We start from the raw sequence: 26,982 nt of genomic DNA, 5'->3' as shown, positions 1-26,982 counted from the left end.
GCGGGAGGCTGAGATCCTCCCGTTGCCAAATTATGCTTTTTTAACCTCAGCTTTGAGCGCTGCTAAAAAGTCGGCAAAGCTTTGTGTTTCGGAGTTTTGTTCGCCATATTTACGAACATTGACGGCATGTTCAGCTACTTCCTTATCACCGACAACAAGCATATATGGGATTTTTTGCATTTGTGCCTCCCGAATCTTATAGCCGATTTTTTCTTCACGGCCGTCTAATTCCACACGGAAGCCTTCTGCTTTTAGCTGTTCCTGAACTTTTCTCGCATAGTCATAATGAATCTCCGGTGAAACCGGAATGACTTGAACTTGCACTGGTGCAAGCCATGTCGGAAATGCTCCTTTGTATTCCTCAATCAAGTAAGCAACAAAACGTTCCATTGTCGAGACAACCCCGCGGTGGATGACAACCGGACGATGCTGCTTGCCGTCTTCACCGACATAAGTTAAGTCAAAGCGTTCCGGCAATAAGAAATCCAATTGAACGGTGGATAGTGTTTCGTCTTTCCCTAATGCTGTTCTTACTTGAACATCTAGCTTAGGACCATAGAAAGCTGCTTCTCCTTCCGCTTCGAAATAATCGAGGCCCAGGTCATCCATCGCTTCCTTCAGCATGCTTTGAGCTTTTTCCCACATCGCATCATCATCGAAATATTTTTCCTTATCCTGCGGGTCGCGATAGGATAGACGGAAAGAATAATCGGTGATGTCAAAATCCTTGTAAACCTCTAAAATCAACTGGACGACCCGTTGGAACTCTTCCTTGATTTGATCCGGGCGGACAAAGATATGAGCATCGTTTAACGTCATGCCGCGCACACGCTGCAGTCCTGACAAGGCACCAGACATTTCGTAGCGGTGCATCGTTCCAAGCTCAGCGATCCGAATTGGCAGCTCGCGATAGCTGTGAATCGCATTTTTATAGACCATCATATGATGTGGACAATTCATCGGACGTAAAACTAGTTGCTCATTGTCCATTTCCATAACCGGGAACATATCCTCATGGTAATGGTCCAAGTGGCCGGAAGTTTTATAAAGTTCAACATTGGCCATGATTGGAGTGTACACGTGGTCATAGCCGAGGCTGATTTCTTTATCGACAATATAGCGCTCGACGATGCGGCGGATTGTCGCCCCTTTTGGCAGCCAAAGCGGAAGCCCTTGTCCTACTTTTTGCGAAGTTGTAAACAAGTCTAGCTCTTTACCCAGCTTACGGTGATCGCGCTCTTTTGCTTCTTCAAGCAACCGGAGATGTTCTTCCAGGTCTTCCTTTTTGAAAAACGCTGTCCCGTATACACGCTGCAGCATTTTATTGTCACTGTCCCCGCGCCAATAGGCACCGGCAATGCTTAATAACTTGAAGACTTTAATTTTCCCAGTGGATGGCACATGAACGCCGCGGCATAAGTCAAAGAATTCCCCCTGTTGATAGATCGTGACCGTTTCATCATCCGGAATCGCCTCAATGAGTTCCAATTTGTACTCATCGCCCACTTCTTTAAAAAGCTGGACGGCTTCCGCACGGCTCACTTCTTTACGGACAACTTCAAGGTTTTCACCCACGATTTTGGCCATTTCCTTTTCAATTTTCGGAAGATCTTCCGGTGTAAGCGACTGCTCCAAATCCATATCATAATAGAACCCATTTTCAATGACAGGACCTACACCAAACTTCGTATTTGGATATAATCTTTTCACCGCTTGGGCCATTAAATGGGCTGTACTATGACGCAGTACTTCAAGCGCCTCCGGTCTGTCCTGCGTTACAATATCTATTGCTCCGTCTTCCAAGATTGGACGGCGTAGATCATACATTTTGCCATTCCATTTGCCGGCAATCGCTTTTTTCTTTAGACCAGGGCTAATCGAAGCGGCAATATCTTCTGTTGTTGTTCCCTTAGGAAACTCCTTTACTGCGCCATCAGGGAACGTAATTTTGACAACATCTGACATTTTTTCTTCCTCCTTTTTATTTTTTCGAAAAATAAAAAACCCGCCCCTAGCAATAGGGACGAGTTATCATTAACACGTGGTTCCACCCAAATTTCTCAATTTCACCGGGCATTGCCCGAACAAAATTGACTTCTGGTCAGGTAACGGCTGAACCGTCAACAATTACTGACTTCAATCGTTGAAGTGTTTACTGTTGAAGTTTAAAGGTGGTAAGTATTTCTTTCGTGTTAGGAGACTTTCAGCCGCGGCCTCCCTCTCTATAAACCGTAAAAAAATACTGTTATCCTCATCATTACTTTTAAATGTATTTCTTTCATATCCAGCACAGAGCGATATCACTTTTCTGCTATGTACGTTATTATAATGACTTCATTTTTAAAAATCAAGTTGTTCGAGCCCAAAATAACAAATTAATGCCACAATTAGCCATACTGTTGCGAGGAATGATCCTCGATCTTTTTGCTTTTGATTTCCCGCAGCGCCTGAAATGGCTTAATGATTACTCTTTCTTCAAAGATATTTTTGATTGTTCGGACTAATGGAGCCTCGGCATTTTTTGTATACAGAAAAATTTTTGTCGGTGCCAGGGATAGAAGCGGTGCAATCGAGGCGGAATCAATATAAACTGGATGGTTCACCAAAAGCTTCCGATCAATCATTTTAGCTAATTCGCCTCGTTTTATCTCCACAAACTGCTCATCGAAAAAAGTAATATCATCATCGAATAATAAATGCAAAAGCGCCATTATCGGTTCACGATCCGCCAAAAAATCCCGCAGCATTTGGACAAACATTTGATATTCCTGCTCCATTTTATATTCGTCAATAGAAATCTCGATATAGTTCTGCAATAGTTGCAAATAAGAGCGGAGCCGAAATTTTAAAAATGAATCAAATGAAAACTTGACATTGTCAGCAATCACATGATCAATAGCATCTTTAATCATTTTCTCAAAATTAGTTTCTTTCAAAAAGACGGCCAGGTCTTCCCGCCCGCCATCAAGTACGGAATAAAGAATGTCGAGGATTTGCTGCTGTTCTTCAATATCTTCAAAATAATATTGATTTTTCAGTATGTCTTTCAGCCAATCATCACGCTTGACCGTTGTAATAAATTCATAGAAAGCAGCTTTAATCGCCTCGAGAATCTCATTGGTAAGAGAATCTTTTGAAATTTTTACTATATGTCGGTCTTCATGTAGAAGAACATTTTCATAAACTGGATCATGCTTTAACCATTTCTGCAAATGATTATAAAATTTAATCGCATCCGACTTGCTTTGGAAGATGATTTCTACCAACCAAATCCCCCCTTTTACCAAAATCTCTGTTTGTAATATATATGGGGGACTTGCTAAAATTAGAATACCTTCGAAAACACGAACATTTAAAAAGGACTGCCCAATTTCGGACAGTCCTCATTAAAACATATAAATTATTTTAACCTCGCCGGTTCGGGCCGCCAACAAGAACCGGTTCACTAACAGCACGAATCCGCTCCAGGATTCTTCGAGCCTTCACTTTTTCTTCTTCACCACGCTGGCTATGGGCTAAATGATGCTCTAAGCCTTCGAGATCAAAATTGGAAGTAAAAAAGGTTGGCAGACTTTCAAGCATTCTAAATTGAAGTATGGGTCCAAGCACCTCATCTCTCGTCCAGCTTGAAACGGACTCAGCACCAATATCGTCAAGCATCAGAATCGGTTCCTTCTTTAACGCCTCAATTTTATCGTTTAAGGTAGCATCGGCAATCGCACTTTTCATTTCACGAAACAATTCCGGAACGTAAACAATCATCGAAGAAATTTGTTTTTTTGCTAATTTATTAGCAATCGCTCCTAATAAATAGGATTTTCCAACACCAAATTTGCCATAAAAATATAATCCTTTTGTTGTTTTTCCATGCTCATAATTCAAGAGAAAGGCAGCAGCCTTTTGGGCAGCATCAATCCTCTCGGCATCATGTTCAAAATCTTCGAACGTGGCTGTCAGAATATCTTTCGGAACGTATAAACTTTTAATAAGCCGTTCATTTTTTCGCTTTTCATCATCCAGAATCTTCCGTGGACAGCGGTCATAACGAACATCAATCGAATTTCTTGTCAGCACCAATTCCGGGTGGTACCCTTTCATCATATTGATACAACCTTCAAGACTTTCACATTTATTACATTCTTTGCTTTGGTTGATATATTCATAAAGTTTGTTTAAGCTTTTTTCAATTATTTCCGGACTGATTTTACTCTGGTTTTCTCTGATAAATGCCTTGATATCGGGATGAACGAGGATTTCCTGACGCATTTTTTCATAGCGCTTTTGAAAATTTTCATGTGAAGCTAAGCGTTTTAGTGTTTGATTAATTTTTTCCATGGCAGATCACCCCCTAGTCGTCAAATGCCTTCAACATCTCTTCAATTTCCCGTTTTTTAGCCGCTAAATCAGCATTTCTGGCCTGTTGTTTTTTATTCGGCTGTTTTGATTGCTCCTGCTCATCAAACCAGTCTGGCAGGATTTCCGTTCGAATTGGTTTTTTTCTTGTGTTTCTACCGCTGGTTTTCCCTTCGTTTGACCAATTTTCACTTTTAGCTACTTCCATTGCTTCTTTAACCGTTTTTATTTGTTTTCTCGCCCAATGGCTGGCAATGGATTCAACTAATCCCTTTGTAAATTTCATGTCTGTTTTTCTCATTACATAATCGATCAAGACATTTACCACACCTGGTGGAAGCTTATATTTAATCATTACTTCTTCTAATGTTTTTAAATCCGAAGTTGCTGGCTCTACTCCACCAGAAAGCTCTTTAAAAACAGTTAAAGGGGAGGTTGTTTCATAAGAACGAATTAATTTTTCCTCCGGTGTCTTCGGTTCTGTTAATTGAACATGATAGGCAACTGGCTGTGTACGACTAATTAGACTAGGAAGTTGATCGTAATTAACAAATTGATACCAATCCCGTACACCTTTTCTTAGTTCTTCGATGTTAATTTCATCTGTTTCATCAAGAGCACCTAAAATAAACTTTTTCATTTCAATTGGATCTATATTGTATAAAAACGCTAAAATGCTAATAACTTCTTTTACCTTTGATGTTATGGCTTTTTTAGGTACAAGTGATTCATTTAATCCTGCCATTAATAGGCTAAAATCAAAAGTATTAGGATCGATTTGAATCCCCTTTTGTTCATGCCGACCAATAAATTGCTTATTAGCTTCTGACTCAAGATCGCCGGAAATATCCTGCATGTATTGAAGACTCTCAGGGGTTGCAGATGCAAAGACATCATGAAAAGATCGTGTTACGTCCTGATACTCCTTATCCTTAGGAATTAGCGGGACGGAAAAAAATCGTTTCAGCCGCAAAAAATGTTTTTTGCCGATTTTTTGATATAGGAAAATATTTAACATACCGTCCATAAAAAATGCCTGAGGATTTAAGGGTGGCGACAATTCGTAAATAAAGGATCGTTCCCCTTCATCCGTTTTAACATAAGCCTTAAGTAATCCAATCCCTTCAAGCTTTAGCCGTGCTTCATAAATCTCCTTTAAATTCATATCCAAAAGGTTCATTAACAAATGATGTGTAGAGGTTTCAGACCACAGTCTATTTTCCTCGAGCTCTCCCCAAAGAGTCATGTATAAGCTAAAACAGGTTGAGCCAATTAAGGGCTGGTATAAAAATGTAAGCACTTTGCGATCATACTCATGGAGTAACCCGCTTGCCGTTACAACATAACGATCAATCGGGAGAATTTCCTGCCAATGCTGCGCCATACGATTTCACCTTTCCCTTTATTTTTTCCTAGATTGAAAAAAGGAGCCAAAGAACCCTTTAGCTCCCTATGATTTTTCTTTTTTTATCAATTCTTTTAACTCATCAATAAAAACATTGATATCTTTAAATTGGCGATAAACAGATGCAAAGCGGACATACGCGACCTCATCAACCTTGGCTAATCTGTCCATGACCATTTCACCAATTACCTCGCTTTTTATTTCCGAAATCCCCTTATTTCGAAGCTCTTTTTCAACACCATGGGTAATGTCTTCCAGCTCTTTTAAAGCAACAGGCCGTTTTTCACAGGCTTTGATTAAGCCTCTTAAGATTTTATCTCGGCTAAATTCTTCCCTTGTTCCTTCTTTCTTTACGACGATTAAGGGAATCTCTTCAATTTTTTCAAAAGTCGTAAACCGATAGCCGCATTCTTCACATTCCCGTCTTCTTCTTGTTGCTCGTCCTTCATCGACCGGTCGAGAATCCAGTACACGTGTACCATAGTGCTGACATGAAGGGCATTTCATTATAGAATCAACTCCAACTCTGACACAATAATCCCTAACAAAATCCGATAATTTTCCTAATCTTATCTTATAAAAAAGTTGTCAAAACGACAAGTAGAAGTATGGATTAATTTCATTTCAGAGAAATATTCGTATGTACTTGATTAATTTTATTAAAATAGGAGTTGATTCGCTTTTTTAAATCAGGATAAATACCTAATAACGAAAACTTTTCTGAAGAAATGGTAAAGTCGACAGCCGTTTCCAACGGCTTGACAGAAACAATTGTCGCCACCAGGAAACAGTTAAAAGGCTTACTGATTTCAACAGCGATTTCGCCGCGTTCCTGTGAAACAGTGGTGATCCGGCAATCAGCATCATCTCTAAATACCTTTTCAACAGAAGCAAATACTTGTTGATAAGCTGCTTTATAATAATGTGTTTTTAAGCTCTCATCCGGCTGTTTATCAGATGTCTCAATTTCTCTCTTATAACGGGTAAATAAACTGACCAAAAAAGCCATGCAAGTGACCCCCTTCTTAATATCCTTATGTATTATTATAAAACATTACCCGAAAAAATATAAAAAAGGTGCACAGCTGTACACCTTTTGTCTAGTCATTCATTCAGGATAAATTGGTTAACTTACCTTCACTTGGGAGCGTTTCGCCATTTCCGCTGCGACATACAGACTCAAATCAACAACTCGGGCAGAATAGCCCCATTCATTATCATACCAAGCCAGTACCTTCACTTTTCTTGTCCCCAGTACCATTGTTGATAACCCATCGATTGTGGCGGAATGATCATTTGTATTAAAATCAATTGACACTAGCGGTTCCATCGTAAAATCCAAAATTCCTTGTAATGGACCATGGGCCGCCTCAATAAAGGCATTATTTACCTCCTCAATGGTCACATCTGTTTTAAGATCAACGACCAGATCAACAAGCGAGACATTTGGTGTCGGCACGCGGAGCGCCATTCCATGCAATTTTCCTTTTAATTGTGGCAGTACAAGGGATAATGCTTTGGCCGCACCTGTTGTGGTCGGTATTATGGATTGTGCACATGCACGGGCTCTTCGCAAATCTTTATGTGGATTATCAATATTTTTTTGGTCATTTGTGTATGCATGAACAGTCGTCATTAACCCGCTTTCGATTCCGAACTTCTCATCCAATACCTTGGCGACTGGAGCAAGGCAGTTGGTTGTACAAGAAGCATTTGAAATCACATCATGTTCTTCCACATTAAGCATTTCCTCATTTACACCCATAACGATAGTAACATCCTCATTTTTACCTGGTGCAGTTAAAATGACCTTCTTTGCTCCCGCCGCCAAATGCAGCGCTGCTTTTTCCCGGGAATTAAATTTCCCAGTCGCCTCAATGACGATGTCAATCCCCAGCTCTTTCCAAGGGAGCTGTTCCGGATTGCGATTGCTTAATAGCTTGACACGTTTGCCATTTACAATCATTTCATCATCTAAAGCAAGGACATCTCCCTGAAAGGTACCATGACTTGTATCATATTTTATTAAATGAGCTAATGTTTCTGCAGGATAGCTGGCGTTAACAGCGACAACATCCAATTTATTTTCAAGGATTGCTTGTCTAAAAACCATCCTTCCAATTCTCCCAAATCCGTTAATTGCAATTCTAGTCCCCATCGTACGGCCCCTTCCGTATTAATGTTATACTTTATATCTTTGTCTGATGTTATTAGTATAACACATTTAACCTTAACTGTGATAAATAAATAGCTCATTTTTTATAAAGTTTTATTTTTAAAAAAATACTCTTAACCAAATAAAAAGGAACCATATTGGTCCCTTTTTCAGTCAACATTTACTCCTTGTGAATGCCCCAGTCGGCAAGGATTTTCATCAGTTGCCTTTTCGTTTCTCTGAGCGTACCATTATTGTTTATGACGGCATCAGCGAGAGTTAACTTAGCGGAGAGGGGCATTTGTGACTGAATCCTTGCCTCCGCCTCCGCCGCGGATAAATGGTTTCGCTCCATTAACCTTTTTAATTGGATCTCCTCGTCTACATATACAAGGAGTGTTTTATCTGCCATATAAGTTAAGTTACTTTCGAATAATAACGGGATATCAAGAACGATTATTTCCTCATGATGAAGCTTTGCCTGTTTGACTTTCTCGTTCATTCTTCTTCTGACTTCCGGATGAACAATCTGGTTCAAGAGCAGTCTTTTCTCCTCTTGATGGAAGATAATTGAACCAAGTGCAGCTCGGTCGATTTCACCATTTTCAAGTAAAATCTCCCGGCCAAATTCGGCTATGATCTTCCTGTAGGCTGGCTCACCTTTTTGTACGGCAAGACGTGATTCAACATCTGCATCAATAACGGTTATATTCATTTCTTTCAACATATTAGATACGGTGCTTTTTCCACTGGCAATTCCGCCTGTTAAACCGACAACTAATGACATACTCTTTTCCTTTCTAATCGATCAGATTTTCCAAATACCAATAATAATTAGTAAGATTCCCGGCAAAAAGGTAAACCGTTGAACCCAGTGAAAGCGATGCAAAACAGTACCGCTTTTGATACCTAAAAGTAAAAATAAGAAACTCATCACAGTTACCAAACCGGCTAAATAAATTGGTGAAAAGCCCAACATTGCAGCTCCAATGCCGGCGCCAAAGGAATCAAGCGATAAGGCAAACCCCAGCATTAAGGCTTCAATGCCGGTAATTGTCCCGGATTGATCAAAATCAGCAGACATCGGCTTTTTTAGAATGTTAATGGCCAATCCAAGGGAGCGGATTTCAAAATTTACAATGGTTTTTTCTTGCTTGAGGATTTCCTTCTCTTTATCGGGACGAAAAAATTGATATAACACCCACGCTCCCAGGACAATTAAAATGAAACCGCCCAAGCTGGTAGTTATTTTGGGTGATAGTACCTTTTCAAGCCCATGTCCAATCGATATCGCAATTAACAACGTTAGCCCCGAACAGATTGCGATAATCATAATTGACTTTAGCGGCATGATCATTTTTCTTAATCCGTAGGTTAAGCCGACGCTAAAACTATCAAGACTTAGAGCAAAGGCTAAAATAAAAAGTGAGAATAATGGACCCATGTTGTCAAGGACTCCTTCCTCCAAAATCACTACGATAGTATATGGCAGGAGCCTATAATTTGTGTTTTAATTATTCTCTCTTCTTAATTCCTTCTCTTCTTAAGCTTTTGGCAGTGTGGACAATAATGTGTGCCCCTGCCGCCGACAGTTGTTTTTACAAGGGGACGGCCGCATTTTTTACATTCTTCCCCGTTCCGTCCGTAGACCAATAATTGAAGCTGAAACATCCCGATTTCACCTTGGGAGTTCACATATGAGCGGATCGTGCTTCCCCCCTTCTCAACGGCTTCCGCTAAGGTTGCAACAATTTCACGATGCAAAAAGGCGACTTCTTTTTTCGTTAGAGAACTTGCCAATCTTTCCGGATGGATACCGGCACGGAAAAGCGATTCGTCCACATAAATATTCCCGAGACCGACAAGCAGGTTTTGATCCAGTAAAGCAGGTTTAATTTTCCGATGAGTCTGTTTTAATTTTGCCTGCAAATAACCGACAGTAAATTCGTCTGAAAAAGGTTCCGGACCAAGTCCGGCAAGCGGCGGCCTGGCAAATTCTTCACCCTTGAGAAATAAATGCATCGTGCCGAATTTCCGGACATCGCGGTATCTTAAATCGGTACCATCGGTAAAATGAAAAATCACATGTGTGTGCTTATCATATGGCTCATCTTTGGAAAACAGGCCATATCTCCCTTCCATCCTTAAATGTGACACAAGCACATAGGTTTTTGTATAAAAAAGTAAAAACTTTCCTCTCCTGCTGATCTCAACGATCGTCTCACCTTTGAGGGCGTCGATAAATTGTTCTACTTCCGGCGGATTTTTGATCATTTTCGCCCAAAAAACCTGGATATTTTCAATCGTTTTATCAAGAACTAGTTTTTTTAGTGTTTTTCGAACTGTTTCAACCTCTGGAAGTTCCGGCATGAACAAATATCCCCCTTACTTAGCATCAAACCATGTTGGTCCATAGGCGTAATCAACTTTTAACGGTACATCTAATTCAATCGCATTTTCCATTACTAGTGGAACTAATTCTTTTAGAATCTCGATTTCTTCCTCCGGAGCTTCAAAAATCAATTCGTCATGTACCTGCAGGAGTAACCGTGTTTTCAAACCCTTATCCTTTAACGCTTCATCCATATCAATCATTGCCTTTTTAATGATATCAGCAGCGCTTCCTTGAATGGGGGTATTCATCGCCGTTCTTTCCGCAAAGCTTCTTATGTTAAAATTTCGACTGGTGATATCTGGCAAGTACCTTCGCCTTTGCAGTAACGTCGTTACATACCCCTTTTGCTTTGCCGAATGAATAATGTCTTCCATATATTCCTTTACGCCCGGATAGCTGTTTAAATAGCGCTCAATAAATTGTCCAGCTTCTTTTCTGCTGATCCCTAAATTTTGCGATAGCCCATAATCACTGATGCCATAGACGATTCCAAAGTTAACAGCCTTCGCCTGCCGCCTCATGTTGGATGTCACTTCATCCTTATCGACATGAAAGACCTCCATCGCCGTTTTTGTATGAATATCCATACCATCTTTAAATGCCTGGATCAGTTTTTTATCGCCGGCAATGTGGGCAAGAACACGCAGCTCAATTTGCGAATAGTCGGCGGAAAAAATAACCCAGCCTTCCTCTGAAGGAACGAAGGCCTGACGAATTTTCCTGCCTTCCTCAAGGCGAATCGGGATATTCTGGAGATTGGGATCAATTGAACTTAATCTTCCTGTTGCTGTCAGCGTTTGTTGAAATCGGGTATGAACCTTTTCCGTCTTTGGATCGATTACTTTTAGCAATCCCTCAATATAAGTCGATTGCAGTTTCCCTAATTGTCGATAGAGAAGAATATGCTCGACAATTTCATGATGCGGAGCCAGTTTTTCCAGGACATCAGCAGATGTGGAATAACCCGTTTTTGTTTTCTTAAATGATGGAAGATTTAATTTTTCAAATAAAATAACACCCAATTGCTTTGGGGAATTAATATTAAATTTTTCACCAGCTAATTCGCATATCTTTTCTTCGATTTCAATCAGCCGTTCATTAAGCTCTCGCCCCATCGCTTCCAGACGTTTTCGCTCCACTTTAATGCCGGTTGACTCCATATCTGCTAATATCAGGGATAGCGGCATCTCCAGTTCAGTAAATAATTCATATTGTTCATTCTTCTTTAATTCGGCTTCGAGCTTTGCTTTTAATTCAGACATCGTTATCGCTTTTCGGACAAGGTGTTCGGCAAGCACAGTTTCCTCAGGAACTTTTTGCTTTGCTCCTTTTCCATAAAAGGATTCATCTGATTGGATATTATAAAGCTGATATTTTTTCGCAATCGCCGCAAGATCCTCCTGTGAATCAGATGGGTTAAGAAGATAGGTAGCAATCACAATATCAAAATCAGTACCTTTTAAATGGATTCCATATCTCCTTAGGGAGACTTCTGAACGCTTTGCATCATAGACGATTTTTTTACTCTGTTCATCCTCTGCCCAGTTTTTAAATACATCTGATCTTAAGGCAAGTTCTGGCGAAAAGAAAAAGGCTCCCTTTTTATTGACAACCGAAAAGCCAAGTATATCAGCATGATGATAATTATCATCGAGCATTTCAACATAAAAATAATTTTCCTTGGTAAATAAGTCTTCGGTTATCACGGACGGGCTGGTAAAGGCAATTTCCTCAAGTCGATTTGTTTCCGTTTCAGGAGCAGCTTCCCCCAGCTTGTCCAATAACGAGGAAAATCCCAATTCCTTAAACAAATTCACGACTTTTTCACGTTGAAATCCTTCAAAGGTAATGTCTCCCAAGTTCACTTCTATCGGTGCCTTACGTTCAATAGTAGCCAGTTGTTTGCTCATTAGTGCCTGATCAGTGAACTCCGCCAGTTTTTCCTTAAGTTTATTGCCGCTAACTTTGTCAAGCGACTGCAGTAAATTCTCAACTGTTGAAAATTCTTTCAACAGTTTAATCGCTGTCTTTTCCCCGACGCCGGGTACACCCGGGATATTATCAGAGGCATCCCCCATCAGCCCCTTCATATCGATAATTTGTTCAGGGGTTAACCCATATTTCTCGTTAATATGCTCCGGGGTGTATTCCTCAATATCAGTGATTCCTTTTCTGGTTATGCCAACGGTGGTTGCCTTTGAGGACAGCTGAGTTAAGTCCTTATCTCCGGAAATGACTTTTACTTCAAAACCATCTGCTTCCGCCATTAGAGACAGGGTGCCAATAATGTCATCTGCCTCGTAATTTTCCAGCTCATATCTGGAAATACCATAGGCATCAAGAAGTTCACGAATAAAGGGAAATTGTTCTGATAACTCCGGCGGCGTTTTTTGTCTTCCGCCCTTATATTCCTCAAAGGTTTTATGGCGGAAAGTTGTTTTTCCCGCATCAAAGGCTACCAGCATATGTGTTGGCTTTTCCTCTTCCAAAATTTTCATCAGCATCATCGTAAAACCATAGACAGCATTTGTGTGAATACCTTTATCATTATTCAGTAAGGGTAATGCAAAAAAGGCGCGATAGGCAATGCTATTCCCATCAATCAGCACCAGCTTTTTCTTATTCATTTGTTTCACCTTCCAAGACCCATTGTCATTGTTTTTTGAGTTCAATAATAAATTCGCTTCCCTTTCCAACCTCACTTCTGACATGAATATTGCCATGGTGTGCCTCGATTAAATGTTTAACAATCGCCAGTCCAAGTCCAGTCCCCCCAGAATCACGGCTTCGGGCCCGGTCCACTCGGTAAAAACGCTCAAAAATCCGCGGTATCTCTTCCTTCTCGATTCCCACCCCCGAGTCTTTTACAAGAACTTGGGCCAGATCTCCAAGATCCCTCACAGAGACTGTTACATAACCATCCGCAGGAGTATAGTTGATCGCGTTACTAACGATATTGATAAATACTTGTTTTAACCGATCCAGATCCCCTTTGATCCGTACGGGTATGCCGTTAGTGGTTAATTCCAGATGGATATTTTTTGCCTGTGCCTTTCCAATTAAAAGCGTTACGACTTCGTGAAGCAAGTCATTTAAATCCACCTGCTGCAAATTCAATTGAAATCCCTGTTGTTCAATTTTTGAAAGTTCCAATAAATCCTGAATTAGCGACTGCAGGCGATCGCTTTCTTTTAAAATGATGGAAAGAAAGGCCTCCAGCGTTTCTTTATTATTCATTGCCCCATCCATTAAGGTTTCGGCAAATCCTTTTATCGAGGTAACAGGGGTTTTTATCTCATGAGAAACATTAGCAACAAAATCCTTCCGCATTTGCTCGAGTTTTTTCATTTCCGTGATATCGTGAAAAACAAGCAGGACGCCTTTCCAAACATGGTTTGACCCGATGATTGGCACCCCATAAACATCAAAATACCTTCTTTCAATTTGCAGAGGGATTAATAATTGATTTCTGACCTTTTGTTCCGTGCGAAATACTTCGGCAACTAATTGACATATCTCCTTTTGCTCAATGACTTCATAATACAATTGGTTCAAATACTCATTCGGATTCACTTGAAAAATCTCAATATAGCCTTTATTAATTAAATTGATCATCCCGCGGCTGTCAATCAGAATTAATCCTGCGCCGATATTTTCAATTAATGCCGTAAGCCGGTCTTGCTGCATTTCTTGTGTCTTTACCATCTTTTGTAAATTATTGGCAAGTTGATTAATCGCTGTCTCTAACATCCCGGTTTCAGCCATTTTACTGTTTGATGTTCTGGCCCGATAATTCCCTTTGGCTAATTCGATTGCGACAGTGGTGGCCTCTTCTATCGGTTTTGTATATCGGGAGGTAATTCGTATCGCTAAATAGAGGATCATAATCAGGGCAATACCTAAACTAATCGAAAGAATCCACCAAATTTGACCATATGCCTGGTTCAATTCATCCGTTTTGGTACTTAAAAAGATATAACCTTCCTTTTGACCGTCTTTTGTAAGTGCCTTCCAATAGTAGTGGAGGTCATAGCCGTCCCCTTCTTCTAAGCGAGCCTCTTTTACTATTTTTTTCTTAACAACATCATCAATAATTTTTTTCAGGCCAGTGGAACTAAGATCATTGAATTCACCACTGTCATACAAAATGTTTCCGTGTTGATCGGTAATGGTTGCCCTGACATTTAACATATCACTTATTTTTAAGACATCTTGTTGTTTAAATGAGGATACCCCTCCATGTTCCTCAATATAGGTGCCCAGAAGATTTTTCTCAATTTTTAACCGCTCATTGAAGGATTGCAAATAATAGCTTTTAAACAATTGTCCAAGCAATATTCCCAAGCCGACTAATACTGAAATAATTAAAGTAATCAGAGCAATAAGCAGCCTTGTCCGAAACTTGTTCATTCTCCCTTTGGCTCCTCGAGTTTATAACCAAGCCCGCGGACTGTTTTAATATACACCGGCTTTCTTGTATCCTTCTCAATTTTTTCTCTTAAGTGAGAAATATGAACGTCGACAATTCTAGTATCACCAGCAAAGTCATAATTCCAAACAGCGCTGAGCAATTGTTCGCGGGTCAGGACACGGTTTTTGTTTTGTGCAAGATAATGAAGCAATTCAAATTCCTTTAAGGTTAATTCAAGCAGTTCAGATTGAAAATAAGCTTCATATTTTTCCGGTAAAATTTTTAGACTGCCAATCTCAATTCGTAATTCTTCAGCGGTTCTGTCCCCAGGCGTCTCTACTTGTGCTTGAGTCCTTCGCAAAATGGCCTTTACCCTCGCTATGACCTCCCGCGGACTAAATGGTTTCACCATATAATCATCAGCGCCCAGCTCTAAGCCTAATATTTTATCCAGTTCATCGTCTTTTGCTGTTAACATCAGAATCGGAGTCATAATCCTTTCCTGTCTTAGCTGTTTACATACCTCCATTCCATCTAATTTCGGCAGCATTAAATCCAAAACGATAATATCCGGCGATTCCAGTTCTGCTAAGCGTTTTCCGTCTGCACCATCCATCGCTGTTATGACGTCAAAACCGGCTTGTTCCAAATTATATTGCAGTAAAGTAACGATTGATTGCTCATCATCGACAACTAGTACCTTCGTTTTCATAATACCCCCCGCTATTTATGTATCATTTGTTCCATTATATTATAAATTAGAAAAGATTACTTGACTTCGAGCCTACTACTTATCGTAGGGAGGAGACCTGAAGTTTGCTAGGCGTTAGGCGCTGGAGCTAGACAAAAAAAAGGAATGTGTCCACATTCCTTTACAGTCTAAATTTAAAAGTTCTCCAATGCCTCGGAGTGAATATCCATCAGCCGGTAAGGCGGGCAGACTTTTAATGTTCCCTTAATGACCGTATCCCCTTGTTCATTTAATCCGTTAATTTTTAGTGAAATAAAATGTTTAGCTGAATTCACTTCGATTACTTCAAATAAGAGTTCCACCTTCTCATAATGATATACAGGTTTCTTAAACTCTATTTCTTGCTTTATAATATGACTTCCCGGACCAGGCAAATATTTTGATACGGCTGAGGTAATCATGCCTGTTAGCATAATAGTGGGGACCATTGGTTTTTCAAATGGAGTTTGCGAGGCATAATCATGTTGAATATAAAGAGGATTAGCATCATCAGTTAATCCTAGATAGAGCAAAAGATCCTTATCTTCAACTTTTTCCGTAATAGATAATTTCTCCCCTATTGAAATTTCTTCAATCCTTCTTCCTAACTTTCTTTTTTTCCCAAGCAACAAATTATTTAGCACCCCTTTGAAAACGATTTCACTATTTGCTGAAAAAATCGGGAAAAAGGCTCTCCCTTTACCCGATTTTCACTGAGACATTTACACTAAAACATTCATAACATGACGCACAGATTCAACAGATTTGTCTAATGCCGCTTTTTCTGCAGCTGTCAATTCAAGCTCAATGACCTTTTCAATACCGTTAGCACCAAGGATGGTAGGCACCCCAAGATAAATACCTTGATAACCATATTCGCCTTCAAGATAAGCGATAGATGGAAGGATGCGGCGCTGGTCTTTCAGAATAGCTTCGCACATTTCAACTAAAGATGCTGCCGGAGCATAGTAGGCGCTTCCATTACCCAGCAGGTTCACAATTTCGCCGCCGCCTTTTCTTGTCCGCTCAACGATTTTCTCTAAACGATCCTTCGGAATTAATGTTTCTAAAGGAATTCCACCGGCATACGAGTAGCGGACAAGCGGCACCATGTCATCGCCATGTCCACCGAGAACAAAGCCGGTAATATCTTTAACTGACAAATTTAATTCTTGAGCTACAAAGGTGCGGAAACGAGCAGTATCAAGAACACCCGATTGACCGATGACTCGGTTTTTAGGGAATCCTGATTCTTTATAGACGGTGTAAGTCATGGCATCAACAGGGTTTGTTAACACAATAATGGTGCAGTTTGGAGAATATTTTACGATTTCAGAGGTTACAGCTTTCATAATCTTTTGGTTTGTTTGAACTAAATCATCACGGCTCATCCCTGGTTTACGGGCAATACCAGCGGTAATGACAACAATGTCAGAGTCTCTCGTATCCTCATAATTGGATGTACCAATAATATTGGCATCAAATCCTTGAACCGGACTTGCTTCCAGCATATCCAAAGCCTTGCCCTTGGTTGGATTTTCCATCTGCGGAATATCAACTAAGACAACATCTCCAAGTTCTTTTTGCGCAAGTAAAAATGCCGTCGTTGCACCTGTAAATCCTCCGCCAATAACAGAGATCTTCTTCCGTTTTAATGACATGATGATCAACTCCCTTTTTAATTATTATATAAGTGGAATTTGGGCTGTTGTGAAACAGCCCAAATTCTTTAATAAACTGGAATGATTATTCCATGTTTTTAATTAATTCATCACCAAACTCAGAAGTTTTCACTTCTGTTGCACCGTCCATTAAGCGGGCAAAGTCGTAGGTAACCACTTTGGAAGCAATCGTTTTTTCCATGGATTTTACAATCATATTGGCTGCTTCATTCCAGCCTAAGTGTTCCAGCATCAGTACACCGGAAAGAATAACAGATGAAGGATTCACCTTATCCAAGCCGGCATATTTTGGAGCAGTACCATGAGTAGCTTCAAAAATGGCATGGCCAGTTTCATAGTTAATATTAGCTCCAGGAGCAATACCGATCCCGCCTACTTGTGCTGCAAGAGCATCAGAAATATAGTCACCGTTTAAGTTCATTGTAGCGACGACATCAAATTCGCGCGGCCGTGTTAAAATTTGTTGTAAGAAAATATCTGCAATGGCATCTTTTACAATGATCTTGCCGGCAGCTTCAGCTTCAGCTTGGGCTTTATTTGCGGCATCCGTACCTTGTTCGGCTTTAATTCGGTCATACTGAGCCCAAGTAAATACCTTATCGCCAAATTCTTTTTCCGCAAGCTCATAGCCCCAGTTTTTGAAGGCACCCTCGGTGAATTTCATAATGTTTCCTTTATGAACAAGTGTTAGCGATTTACGTCCTTCCTTAATCGCATAATTAAGGGCGGCACGAACCAGGCGCTTTGTGCCTTCCTCGGAAACTGGCTTAATACCGATACCGGATGTTTCCGGAAATCTGATTTTCGTTACGCCCATTTCGTTTTGTAAAAAGTCTATTAACTTTTTAACGGCATCAGTACCTTTTTCGTATTCGATACCGGCATAAATATCTTCAGTATTTTCCCGGAAAATAACCATATCCGTATCCTGAGGACGCTTAACCGGTGAAGGAACACCTTCAAACCATCTTACAGGCCGCAAGCAGACAAATAAATCCAATTCTTGACGCAAAGCAACGTTTAATGAACGAATTCCTCCCCCGACAGGCGTGGTTAATGGACCTTTGATGGCAATCAAATATTCTTTAATCACGTCAAGAGTTTCTTGCGGAAGCCATTCCCCCGTTTGATTAAAGGCCTTCTCACCTGCTAAAACTTCTTTCCAAACCAGCTTCCGTTCACCCCTGTAGGCTTTTTCTACTGCTGCATCTAAAACCCGATAAGAAGCAGCCCAAATATCCGGACCAGTCCCGTCCCCCTCAATAAACGGGATAATCGGGTTGTTTGGTACGTTTAATACTCCATTTTTAACCGTGATTTTTTCTCCTTGCATGTTACGTCACCCTCCTGTATGTATAGAACAATAAAAATAAAAGTAAAAGAAATGGACTGAATCAAAGGTTAGAAGACTCATCCCCTAACCTTTCTTTATCCATATTCTATTGAATCAATTTTTGATAGAAAAGTAAAATATTATCCTCTTTGTTCAATCGGAATATATTTTTGCATACCAGGGCCAGTGTATTCTGCACGCGGACGGATTAAACGGTTGTTATCATACTGCTCTAAAATATGAGCCAGCCATCCGGATACACGGCTTACAGCAAAGATCGGTGTCATTAAATCATGATCAATTCCTAAACTATGATATACAGAGGCAGAATAAAAGTCTACATTAGGCGGTAATTTCTTTTCACCAGTAACAATCTTTTCAATATTAACGGACATTTCATACAGCTCAGGCTGTCCAGTAAGTTCCGTCAATTTCTTCGACATTTCTCTTAAATGTTTGGCACGAGGATCCCCTTTGCGGTATACCCGATGACCAAACCCCATAATTTTTTCTTTGTTGGCAAGTTTCCCACGAATATACGGTTCAACGTTTTCAAGTGTACCGATTTCCGTCAGCATTTTCATAACCGCTTCGTTAGCTCCGCCATGAAGAGGTCCCTTTAAAGCCCCAATGGCTGCTGTAATTCCGGAATAAACATCAGATAGTGTTGCTACACAAACACGTGCGGTAAATGTTGAAGCATTCAGTTCATGGTCTGCATGAAGGACAAGGGCCTTATTCATTGCTTCAACTGCAATGGGTTCCGGCTCTTTTCCGGTTAACATATACAGAAAATTAGCAGCAAAATCCAGGTCTTTTCTTGGAGTAATTGGTTCGAGGCCCTTTCTAACCCGAGCGAAAGCGGCAACGATTGAAGGCATTTTAGCCTGTAATCTAATGGCTTTGCGATAATTTGCTTCCGGATCCATGATATCTGCTTCTTCATCATATAAACCTAGCAAAGAAACAGCTGAACGAAGCGCTGCCATTGGATGTACATCATGAATTGGGTACATGTTAAAATGCTCAATAACTCCTTGTGGAAGGGCTGCGTTTTCCGCGAGCTGTTCTTTTAATTTTGCCAATTGTTCGGAATTAGGCAATTTCAAATGCCACAAAAGATATATTACTTCTTCAAAACTAGCATTTACAGCTAAATCATCAATGTTGTAGCCAACATATGTCAGCGTGTCATCAATAATTGAGCTGATGGAGGAAGTTGTTGCGACTACCCCTTCAAGACCGCGTGTTACTGTCATCATAATCTCTCCTTCACTTTCTAATTTCCCCATTACCCATGTTTTTAAAATTGGTCTTTACTCGGAGCTATAAAAGCTCTTATTGGAAAGAAATGGCGTTTCATGTCAACTAATGAATCCCTTTTACTAGAACATCCGTTGACTGAGCGATTGTTCGGGATTAAAACGGAAAGCGCCTTTCATTCACAATAATTAATTATTTTACAAGTATCCACTATAAAAATATAGTTTATGTAAAAAGGATACGCTTACAAGTTTATTATAAACAATAATCAGACTTTTGTGAATGAAAAGGAACTCAAAATACAAAAAATATTATTTTAAAAACAATCAAACTCCTTCGGTATTTTTTAATTTGATTGCAAAATATCTTTTATTTATATTATTTTACCATAATAATCAAAAAAGTGTTAACGTTAATGAATTGATGGTCGCAAAAACTTGTATCCTGAAACTTTTGCTCCTAATTGTCCGTATAACTTATATATCAAAAAGAGTACTTGGGAAATTATGCAGATCGATAAAATAAATGGTAAAATAGGTCATAGCAATTATTAGGAGGGCTTTCTTTGAATTTGAAGTACCTTTACCGAACACTGAGATTTTTATTGGTTATTGGTGTGGTTGTATTAGCTTTTCTTTCCTTATATTATTTATCGAAAATAACTTATCCCTTCATAATAGCAATTGCCATTGCTTTTATGATCAATCCGGTTGTTAATTTCTTTGAAAAAAAAGCAAAAATGCCGCGGGCACTGGCCGTTATTGTTACGCTAATCCTGCTGATTGCTGTATTCGCCGGATTAGTAACCTTATTGGTGGCTGAAATTGTTTCCGGAGCAAACTATTTGGCGAAAGTTGTACCTCAGCATCTCGATACTTTGATTGATTATCTTGAAAATTTATTTACAGCCCAAATCATCCCACTTTACAACCAGTTGACATCCGTTTTTAAACAGTTAGGTACTGGGCAACAGGATACAATCATTACAAACATCCAAAATGTTGGAAAGACAATCGGAACAACAGTTGGTAATTTCATTAAAAATTTGTTTGGCAATATTCCAACTATCTTTTCTTGGATTCCAAATGCCGCTACTGTTCTAATATTTTCTTTATTAGCTACTTTTTTTATCAGCAAAGACTGGCAGCGATTAACTGCAGCGGGAGGGCGTCTGTTACCGAATAAAGCCAAGAAAAGCGGTAAAACCATTTTTATTGATTTAAAAAAGGCATTATTTGGTTTTATTAAAGCCCAGCTGACACTTATTTCGCTTACCACCGTGATTATTTTGATTGGTTTGCTAATCCTAAGAGTTGATTACGCGATTACGATAGCCTTACTAACAGGTATTGTCGACATTCTTCCCTATCTTGGTACAGGAGCTGTCTTTGTGCCATGGATTATTTATGAAGCGATTGGCGGTGATATGGGCCTGGCCATTGGTTTAGGTATTCTTTACATCGTGGTTCTCGTTCAGAGACAAGTAATGGAACCAAAAATTCTTTCTTCAAGTATTGGCCTCGATCCATTAGCCACTTTGGTTGCATTGTTTGTCGGTTTTAAATTATTGGGCTTTCTCGGCTTAGTTATCGGGCCTGTCACTGTTGTTATTATCAATACCCTATATCGGGCAAATGTGTTTCATGACCTTTGGACGTATATAAAAGGGAATGAGACATGAATGAAAACTTGCCGACTGGCGGGTCCGTAAAGACGGTTCAGGAGGCGTAGTTGAATTTTGCAACGCTAGTGTGATTTCCTAAACGATTAGAAAAGCGCAAGCGCCTTGATCAGCGGCGTATGGCCTCCTCGAAAAAGCTATCGCTTTTCCTTCGTGCGATGCAAATGCTGTCGAAGCCTTCCTTGTGGAGCGCTCCAACTGAGATAAAGGAAACACGAAGAGCCAAGTAACTACCTGAATATGCTTCCCAGGCTTTGCGACGAGCTGAACATCAGCTTCGTTGAATAAGCTTTGGCACAGAAGCAGGAGGCGATTCGATGTTGACTTATCGTAGGGCGGAGAGCGAAGGACACTAGCCGCTAGGCGCTGGAGCTGGACAATTCCCAAAGTCGAAAATTTATACTTTCTTATCTTACAAAAAAAGCAGAGCATTTGCTCTGCTTTTTTTGGTGCTTATTTATGTTGACTAATGATACTTTTTTCGTTAGCAAGTCCGGTTTGATTTATAATACGCTTGCGTGACCATTATAAATGATACCTCGGGCTGCATCTACCGTTACCTCTTGGCCATCTTTTAATAAGCCAAGGGCGTTTTCAACCCCGACAATGACCGGAATTCCGAGATTTAAACCAACGACTGCTGCATGACTTGTTAACCCGCCTTCTTGAGTGATCAAAGCAGCACATTTTTCAATTGCCGGCATCATTTCACGGTCTGACCCGAGTGTTACCAAAATGGAGCCCGGCTTAACTTTTTCCATAGCTTCTTCGGCATCGTGTGCACAGACAACTTTACCAAAGGCAGACTTACGTCCTATTCCTTGTGCCTTGGCAATAATATCTCCAACAACGTGAATCTTCATTAAATTGGTTGTTCCTGCTTCGCCAACCGGCACACCAGCGGTAATCACGACGAGATCGCCACGTTTAACTATGCCGCTGTTCAGGCTTTCTTCCACGGCAATTTCCAACATTTCATCTGTCGTGGTTGCACATTTTCCAAGCTGTGGGTATACTCCCCACACTAATTGTAACCGGCGGCATATTGTTTCATTCGCTGTGACAGCAACAATGGCTGCTTTAGGGCGATACTTGGAAATCATCCGTGCCGTATGACCGCTTTCGGTTGGGGTAATGATCGATTTAACCTCCAAATTTAAAGCTGTGTGGGCAACTGATAACCCAATGGCATCCGTGATATTATGCTCCATTCTCTTGCTGCGGAGCGATAAAATCTCTTTATGATTTAAAGCTTGTTCGGCCCTTGAAGCAATATTGTGCATCGTTTGCACCGCTACTACAGGATACTGGCCGGCAGCCGTTTCACCTGATAGCATGATTGCATCAGTGCCGTCAAAAATGGCATTCGCTACATCACTTGCCTCAGCACGGGTAGGTCGTGGATTTCGCTGCATCGAATCAAGCATTTGGGTAGCTGTAATAACCGGTTTCCCTAGGGCATTACATTTTTTAATTAACAGCTTTTGCACCAGCGGCACTTCTTCAGCGGGAATTTCTACGCCCAAATCACCTCTGGCAACCATTAGTCCGTCGGAAACCTCAAGAATTTCATCAATATTGTCGACGCCTTCCTGGTTTTCAATTTTCGGAATGATATTGATGTATGTAGCATTATTTTCTTCTAAAAGCCGGCGAATTTCCAACACGTCTTTTGCTCTGCGGACAAATGAGGCCGCGATAAAATCAATCCCTTGTTCGATCCCAAACAGGATATCCTGCCTGTCCTTCTCGGTAATTCCCGGTAAATTTACTGAAACACCAGGAACATTCACTCCCTTTTTATCTTTTAGCGTACCGCTGTTAAGAATTTTCGTGTGAATTTCCTTTGCAGCTTGATCAATTTTTAAAACTTCAAGACCAATTAAACCATCATCAAGAAGAATTTTGGAACCGACATGGACATCATCAATTAATCCGGAAAACGTAACCGAAAATTTCTCAGTCGTTCCCTCTACTTCCGTCATTGAGATCACAATATTTTCTCCGGCTTTCAGTTCAATTGCTCCATTTTTCATATTATGTGTCCTGATTTCAGGACCTTTGGTATCAAGTAAAATAGCGATTGTCTTTCCCGTTTGCTTTGCCGCTTCACGAATATTTTGGATCCGCATCCCATGTTCTTGATAATTTCCATGTGAAAAATTTAACCGTGCAACATTCATGCCGGCATTGATAATTTGCACCAACTTTTCAACACTTTCACTTGCAGGACCAATCGTACAAACTATTTTTGTTTTTCGCAACATTTTTTATTTCCTCCCTGTTAAGTCGGCCATTCTTCTAAGTTAAATCGATAATTCTTGGGAAAGTTTATAAAGTTCTCGATCAAATTTATGGTGTTTGTCAAGAATATCGATAATATCGTAATCCACGAGAACATTATTTTCGATTCCGACTGCACGACCGCCTTTTCCTTCAATCAGCAGTTCAACCGCTCTGGCACCCAATCTGCTCGCAAGCACTCGATCAGCAACGGTTGGTGACCCACCGCGTTGAATATGTCCTAATACTGAGACTCTCGTGTCAAGATTTGTTGCTTCTTTAAGCCGTTTGCCAAACTCTATTCCACTGCCGACTCCTTCCGCAATAATAATGATACTATGTTTTTTCCCACGCTCTTGCCCTTTGCGCAGCCGCTCCACAATGTCATTTAAATCATATTTTTCTTCTGGAATTAAAATCGTCTCGGCACCGCCGGCAAGGCCTGCCCAAAGGGCGATATCCCCGGCATCGCGTCCCATTACTTCAATGACAAATGTTCTTTCATGAGAGGATGCCGTATCACGAATTTTATCAATGGCATCAATCACCGTATTCAATGCGGTATCAAAGCCAATCGTAACATCTGTCCCAGGAATATCATTATCAATTGTTCCCGGAACACCAATACATGGGAATCCTAGCTCCGTTAACGCTTTAGCACCGCGGTAGGATCCATCGCCGCCAATGACAACCAGTCCTTCAATCCCATGCGCCTGTAATTGCTTTATTCCTTTTTGCTGTCCTTCTTTTGTTTTAAATTCCGGGCAGCGCGCTGAATGCAGCATCGTTCCCCCGCGGTGAATAATATCCCCAACAGAGCCCAAATCAAGTCTCTGGATATTTCCTGAAATCAATCCTGTATATCCCCCGTAGATTCCATACACTTCAAGATTATGATAAATAGCCTTTCGGACTACCGCTCTAATTGCCGGATTCATCCCTGGCGCGTCGCCGCCGCTTGTAAGTACTCCAATTTTTTTCATAATTCTCACCTCAAAATTGAAATTGAAAAACTATGTAAATCATTCCGAATAATAAAAGGAAACCTCTTTTTATTATTCTCGTAAAAGTCTTTGAATATAAATAAAATAACACGAAGGCGATGGCTTAACAACCTCATCACAGCCTCAGTTTTAATTCGTCGAATAATTGTTAAATTGAAATCGTTTTATTAATATTTGTAAACGTTATCTTGCTTGTTTCTGTGAACATTTTTTGAAAATCTTGCAAATGAAAACGCGCTGATTAGTAAGTCCTTAAGGGCAGTTCGTCAGGCCCAGTTACACGTACGCCTGATAGGAAAGTTTCCTGTCTGCCAAAAAAACGCGCCCAAGATTAGCACGTTCCTTAGTTTATCTCAACATATTCATTTGTGAAATCAAACTCTCCAATCGTTCTAAAACGATTGTATCTGTCTTCAATTAATTCATTTTCCGATAATTTTATTAACTCTTTTAAAGCAGTTATTAACACCCGTTCAATCTCTTCAGCCTGCTGCTGAACATCTTTATGGGCACCGCCTTTTACTTCCGGAATAATCTCATCAATAATTCCCAATTCTTTTAAATCCGGTGCTGTAATTTTCATTGTTTCTGCTGCCCGTTTTGCCAATGCAGCATCCTTCCAAAGAATTGCTGCGGCTCCTTCAGGTGAAATAACCGAATAAGTGGAATTTTCCAGCATATAAATTCGGTTGCCGACCCCAAGTGCAAGTGCTCCACCGCTGCCTCCTTCGCCAATCACGATGCAAATCACCGGGACCTTTAGTCCGGCCATTTCAAACAAATTATGGGCGATTGCTTCACTTTGCCCCCGCTCTTCAGCAGCTTTTCCCGGATAGGCACCCTTTGTATCAATAAAACAAATGATCGGCCGTTTAAATTTTTCGGCTTGGTGCATTAGCCTTAATGACTTTCTGTATCCTTCAGGGTGCGGCATGCCAAAATTTCTGCGGATATTTTCCTTCGTATCTTTTCCTCTCTGGTGACCAATAACTGTAACGGGCAGGCCTTTAAATTTGGCGATTCCGCCTACAATGGCCTCGTCATCTGCAAATGTTCGGTCTCCGTGACATTCGAAGAAATCCTCAAATAAATAAGAAATATAATCAAGCGTTGTCGGTCGATTCGGATGCCGTGCAATTTGCACACGATCCCATGGTTTTATATTTTCATATATATCATGTTCAAGTTTTTCTAACCGAGCCTCCAATTTACTTATTTCAGAGCTTAAATCAACATCCGTATTATTGGTAAACTCTTTTAATTCTGCAATCTTTTTCCGCAATTCAATAAGCGGACGTTCGAATTCTAATTCTCCAACCACTTGATTTCACCCCCTGGCTGATGGATTTCAAGGATACTTGCTATTTTCTCGGCAAGTTCTAATCGTGAAATGATGGCATCTAATTGCCCGTGTTTTAAAAGAAACTCGGCTGTTTGGAAATCTTCCGGCAGTTTTTCGCGAATCGATTGTTCAATGACTCGGCGGCCGGCAAACCCAATTAGCGCTTTAGGTTCGGCAAAGTTAAAATCACCCAATGATGCAAAGCTGGCTGATACTCCACCGGTCGTTGGATGAGTCATAATCGATATAATCAAACCGCCATGGCTGCTGAATTTCTTTAATGCCACACTTGTTTTGGCCATTTGCATTAAGCTAATGGCGCCCTCCTGCATCCTGGCTCCGCCAGAGGCCGTGAAAATAATAAAGGGAACTGCTAGCTCGTCCGCTTTTTCAATTGCCAGTGTGATCTTCTCCCCGACAACTGATCCCATACTTCCCATCCGAAAAGAAGCATCCATAATGGCAACAACGACCTTGTGGCCTCCAACGGTCCCGCTTCCCGTAACGACAGCTTCATTTAACTTACTTTGCTGCCGATCTTTTTCCAGCTTTTCTAAGTAACCTGGGAAATCAAGCGGATTCTTTGAAGTCATATTTTCATTGATTTCCTCAAAGCTGCCTTCATCCATAAAACTTTCGATTCGTTCTCTTGCATTCATTTGAAAATGATGCTGGCAATGTAAACATACCTTATGATTTTTTAATAGCTCTTTTGTGAACATAATTTTCTTGCATGAAGGGCATTTTGTCATAATTCCTTCGGGTACATCTTGTTTTGCTGCTTCCGTCGGAATGGTTGCGTATTTTTTCTTTTTGGTCTGATTTTTTGTAAACAGATCTTTAAGTGCCAAGTTTAAACCTCCCTTGAATAACAGCTGCCAAATAAAAAACGATTCGTTTAAATCTACTTAGCAGTCTTTCTATCTAATCTAATTCTCATACGTT

22 protein-coding genes are annotated in these 26,982 nt (G+C 40.4%); 1 reads left to right on the top strand and 21 read right to left on the bottom strand.

Annotated elements, in window-relative coordinates:
* Window positions 1-30: 30 nt before the first annotated feature.
* The 17 genes from thrS to citZ all read right to left on the bottom strand — a co-directional run bounded on the left by thrS (window position 31) and on the right by citZ (window position 19,723).
* Window positions 31-1,965 carry a threonine--tRNA ligase gene (gene thrS, locus RCG24_RS00805; RefSeq protein WP_308078061.1) on the bottom strand — a complete coding sequence of 645 codons (1,935 nt, stop codon included), beginning with the start codon at window positions 1,963-1,965 and terminating at the stop codon, window positions 31-33.
* Between the two features lie 422 nt (window positions 1,966-2,387).
* Window positions 2,388-3,266, bottom strand: coding sequence for a putative sporulation protein YtxC (ytxC, locus tag RCG24_RS00800; protein WP_308078060.1), 879 nt, complete (start codon window positions 3,264-3,266; stop codon window positions 2,388-2,390).
* A gap of 139 nt (window positions 3,267-3,405) precedes the next feature.
* Window positions 3,406-4,335 (bottom strand): primosomal protein DnaI, encoded by a 930-nt coding sequence (gene dnaI / locus RCG24_RS00795; RefSeq protein ID WP_308078059.1) that lies wholly within the window; start codon window positions 4,333-4,335, stop codon window positions 3,406-3,408.
* A gap of 13 nt (window positions 4,336-4,348) precedes the next feature.
* Window positions 4,349-5,737 carry a replication initiation and membrane attachment family protein gene (locus RCG24_RS00790; RefSeq protein WP_202652180.1) on the bottom strand — a complete coding sequence of 463 codons (1,389 nt, stop codon included), beginning with the start codon at window positions 5,735-5,737 and terminating at the stop codon, window positions 4,349-4,351.
* 66 nt (window positions 5,738-5,803) lie between these two features.
* Window positions 5,804-6,265 carry a transcriptional regulator NrdR gene (gene nrdR / locus RCG24_RS00785; RefSeq protein WP_202652179.1) on the bottom strand — a complete coding sequence of 154 codons (462 nt, stop codon included), beginning with the start codon at window positions 6,263-6,265 and terminating at the stop codon, window positions 5,804-5,806.
* 112 nt (window positions 6,266-6,377) lie between these two features.
* A complete protein-coding gene (locus RCG24_RS00780; protein ID WP_202652177.1) occupies window positions 6,378-6,767 on the bottom strand; it encodes a hypothetical protein in 390 nt (129 codons plus the stop codon).
* A 117-nt stretch (window positions 6,768-6,884) separates the two neighbouring features.
* Window positions 6,885-7,916, bottom strand: coding sequence for a glyceraldehyde-3-phosphate dehydrogenase (locus RCG24_RS00775; protein WP_202652175.1), 1,032 nt, complete (start codon window positions 7,914-7,916; stop codon window positions 6,885-6,887).
* 178 nt (window positions 7,917-8,094) lie between these two features.
* The gene (coaE, locus tag RCG24_RS00770) at window positions 8,095-8,700 is read right to left on the bottom strand and encodes a dephospho-CoA kinase (protein WP_202652173.1); all 606 of its coding nucleotides are present in this window, start codon (window positions 8,698-8,700) and stop codon (window positions 8,095-8,097) included.
* Between the two features lie 21 nt (window positions 8,701-8,721).
* Complete coding sequence (gene ytaF / locus RCG24_RS00765; protein WP_308078057.1) at window positions 8,722-9,357, bottom strand: sporulation membrane protein YtaF; 636 nt, start codon at window positions 9,355-9,357, stop codon at window positions 8,722-8,724.
* 83 nt (window positions 9,358-9,440) lie between these two features.
* On the bottom strand, window positions 9,441-10,283 hold the full coding sequence (mutM, locus tag RCG24_RS00760) for a DNA-formamidopyrimidine glycosylase (RefSeq protein WP_308078056.1): 843 nt from the start codon (window positions 10,281-10,283) through the stop codon (window positions 9,441-9,443).
* Between the two features lie 15 nt (window positions 10,284-10,298).
* Window positions 10,299-12,935, bottom strand: coding sequence for a DNA polymerase I (gene polA / locus RCG24_RS00755; protein ID WP_308078055.1), 2,637 nt, complete (start codon window positions 12,933-12,935; stop codon window positions 10,299-10,301).
* Window positions 12,936-12,960: 25 nt separating this feature from the next.
* Entirely contained in the window at window positions 12,961-14,718 is a 1,758-nt protein-coding gene (pnpS, locus tag RCG24_RS00750; RefSeq protein WP_308078054.1) for a two-component system histidine kinase PnpS, read from the bottom strand.
* Window positions 14,715-15,431 carry a response regulator transcription factor gene (locus RCG24_RS00745; RefSeq protein WP_308078053.1) on the bottom strand — a complete coding sequence of 239 codons (717 nt, stop codon included), beginning with the start codon at window positions 15,429-15,431 and terminating at the stop codon, window positions 14,715-14,717. The genes pnpS and RCG24_RS00745 overlap by 4 nt, the downstream gene beginning before the upstream one ends.
* 173 nt (window positions 15,432-15,604) lie before the next feature.
* Window positions 15,605-16,081, bottom strand: a complete 477-nt coding sequence (locus RCG24_RS00740; RefSeq protein ID WP_308079081.1) for a MaoC/PaaZ C-terminal domain-containing protein — start codon at window positions 16,079-16,081, stop codon at window positions 15,605-15,607.
* 90 nt (window positions 16,082-16,171) lie between these two features.
* Window positions 16,172-17,110 carry a malate dehydrogenase gene (gene mdh / locus RCG24_RS00735; protein WP_202652162.1) on the bottom strand — a complete coding sequence of 313 codons (939 nt, stop codon included), beginning with the start codon at window positions 17,108-17,110 and terminating at the stop codon, window positions 16,172-16,174.
* 85 nt (window positions 17,111-17,195) lie between these two features.
* The gene (gene icd, locus RCG24_RS00730; RefSeq protein WP_202652161.1) at window positions 17,196-18,464 is read right to left on the bottom strand and encodes an NADP-dependent isocitrate dehydrogenase; all 1,269 of its coding nucleotides are present in this window, start codon (window positions 18,462-18,464) and stop codon (window positions 17,196-17,198) included.
* Window positions 18,465-18,604: 140 nt separating this feature from the next.
* Window positions 18,605-19,723 carry a citrate synthase gene (gene citZ, locus RCG24_RS00725; protein WP_202652699.1) on the bottom strand — a complete coding sequence of 373 codons (1,119 nt, stop codon included), beginning with the start codon at window positions 19,721-19,723 and terminating at the stop codon, window positions 18,605-18,607.
* 569 nt (window positions 19,724-20,292) lie between these two features.
* On the opposite strand from citZ, the gene ytvI reads away from it, so the two are divergent.
* Window positions 20,293-21,408 carry a sporulation integral membrane protein YtvI gene (ytvI, locus tag RCG24_RS00720; protein ID WP_308078052.1) on the top strand — a complete coding sequence of 372 codons (1,116 nt, stop codon included), beginning with the start codon at window positions 20,293-20,295 and terminating at the stop codon, window positions 21,406-21,408.
* 503 nt (window positions 21,409-21,911) lie between these two features.
* Here ytvI and pyk read toward each other — a convergent pair.
* The 4 genes from pyk to accD all read right to left on the bottom strand — a co-directional run bounded on the left by pyk (window position 21,912) and on the right by accD (window position 26,888).
* Window positions 21,912-23,672, bottom strand: coding sequence for a pyruvate kinase (gene pyk / locus RCG24_RS00715; protein ID WP_202652697.1), 1,761 nt, complete (start codon window positions 23,670-23,672; stop codon window positions 21,912-21,914).
* A gap of 42 nt (window positions 23,673-23,714) precedes the next feature.
* Window positions 23,715-24,674, bottom strand: a complete 960-nt coding sequence (pfkA, locus tag RCG24_RS00710; RefSeq protein ID WP_202652156.1) for a 6-phosphofructokinase — start codon at window positions 24,672-24,674, stop codon at window positions 23,715-23,717.
* A gap of 364 nt (window positions 24,675-25,038) precedes the next feature.
* Complete coding sequence (gene accA / locus RCG24_RS00705) at window positions 25,039-26,016, bottom strand: acetyl-CoA carboxylase carboxyl transferase subunit alpha (RefSeq protein ID WP_202652154.1); 978 nt, start codon at window positions 26,014-26,016, stop codon at window positions 25,039-25,041.
* Window positions 26,001-26,888, bottom strand: coding sequence for an acetyl-CoA carboxylase, carboxyltransferase subunit beta (gene accD / locus RCG24_RS00700; protein ID WP_202652152.1), 888 nt, complete (start codon window positions 26,886-26,888; stop codon window positions 26,001-26,003). The genes accA and accD overlap by 16 nt, the downstream gene beginning before the upstream one ends.
* Window positions 26,889-26,982: the final 94 nt, after the last annotated feature.

Source organism: Neobacillus sp. OS1-32 (assembly GCF_030915425.1).
In the GTDB taxonomy this organism is placed as follows: domain Bacteria; phylum Bacillota; class Bacilli; order Bacillales; family Cytobacillaceae; genus Neobacillus; species Neobacillus paridis.
Note: the sequence above shows the minus strand (reverse complement) of the source record. Positions and strands in the feature narration are given on the sequence as shown.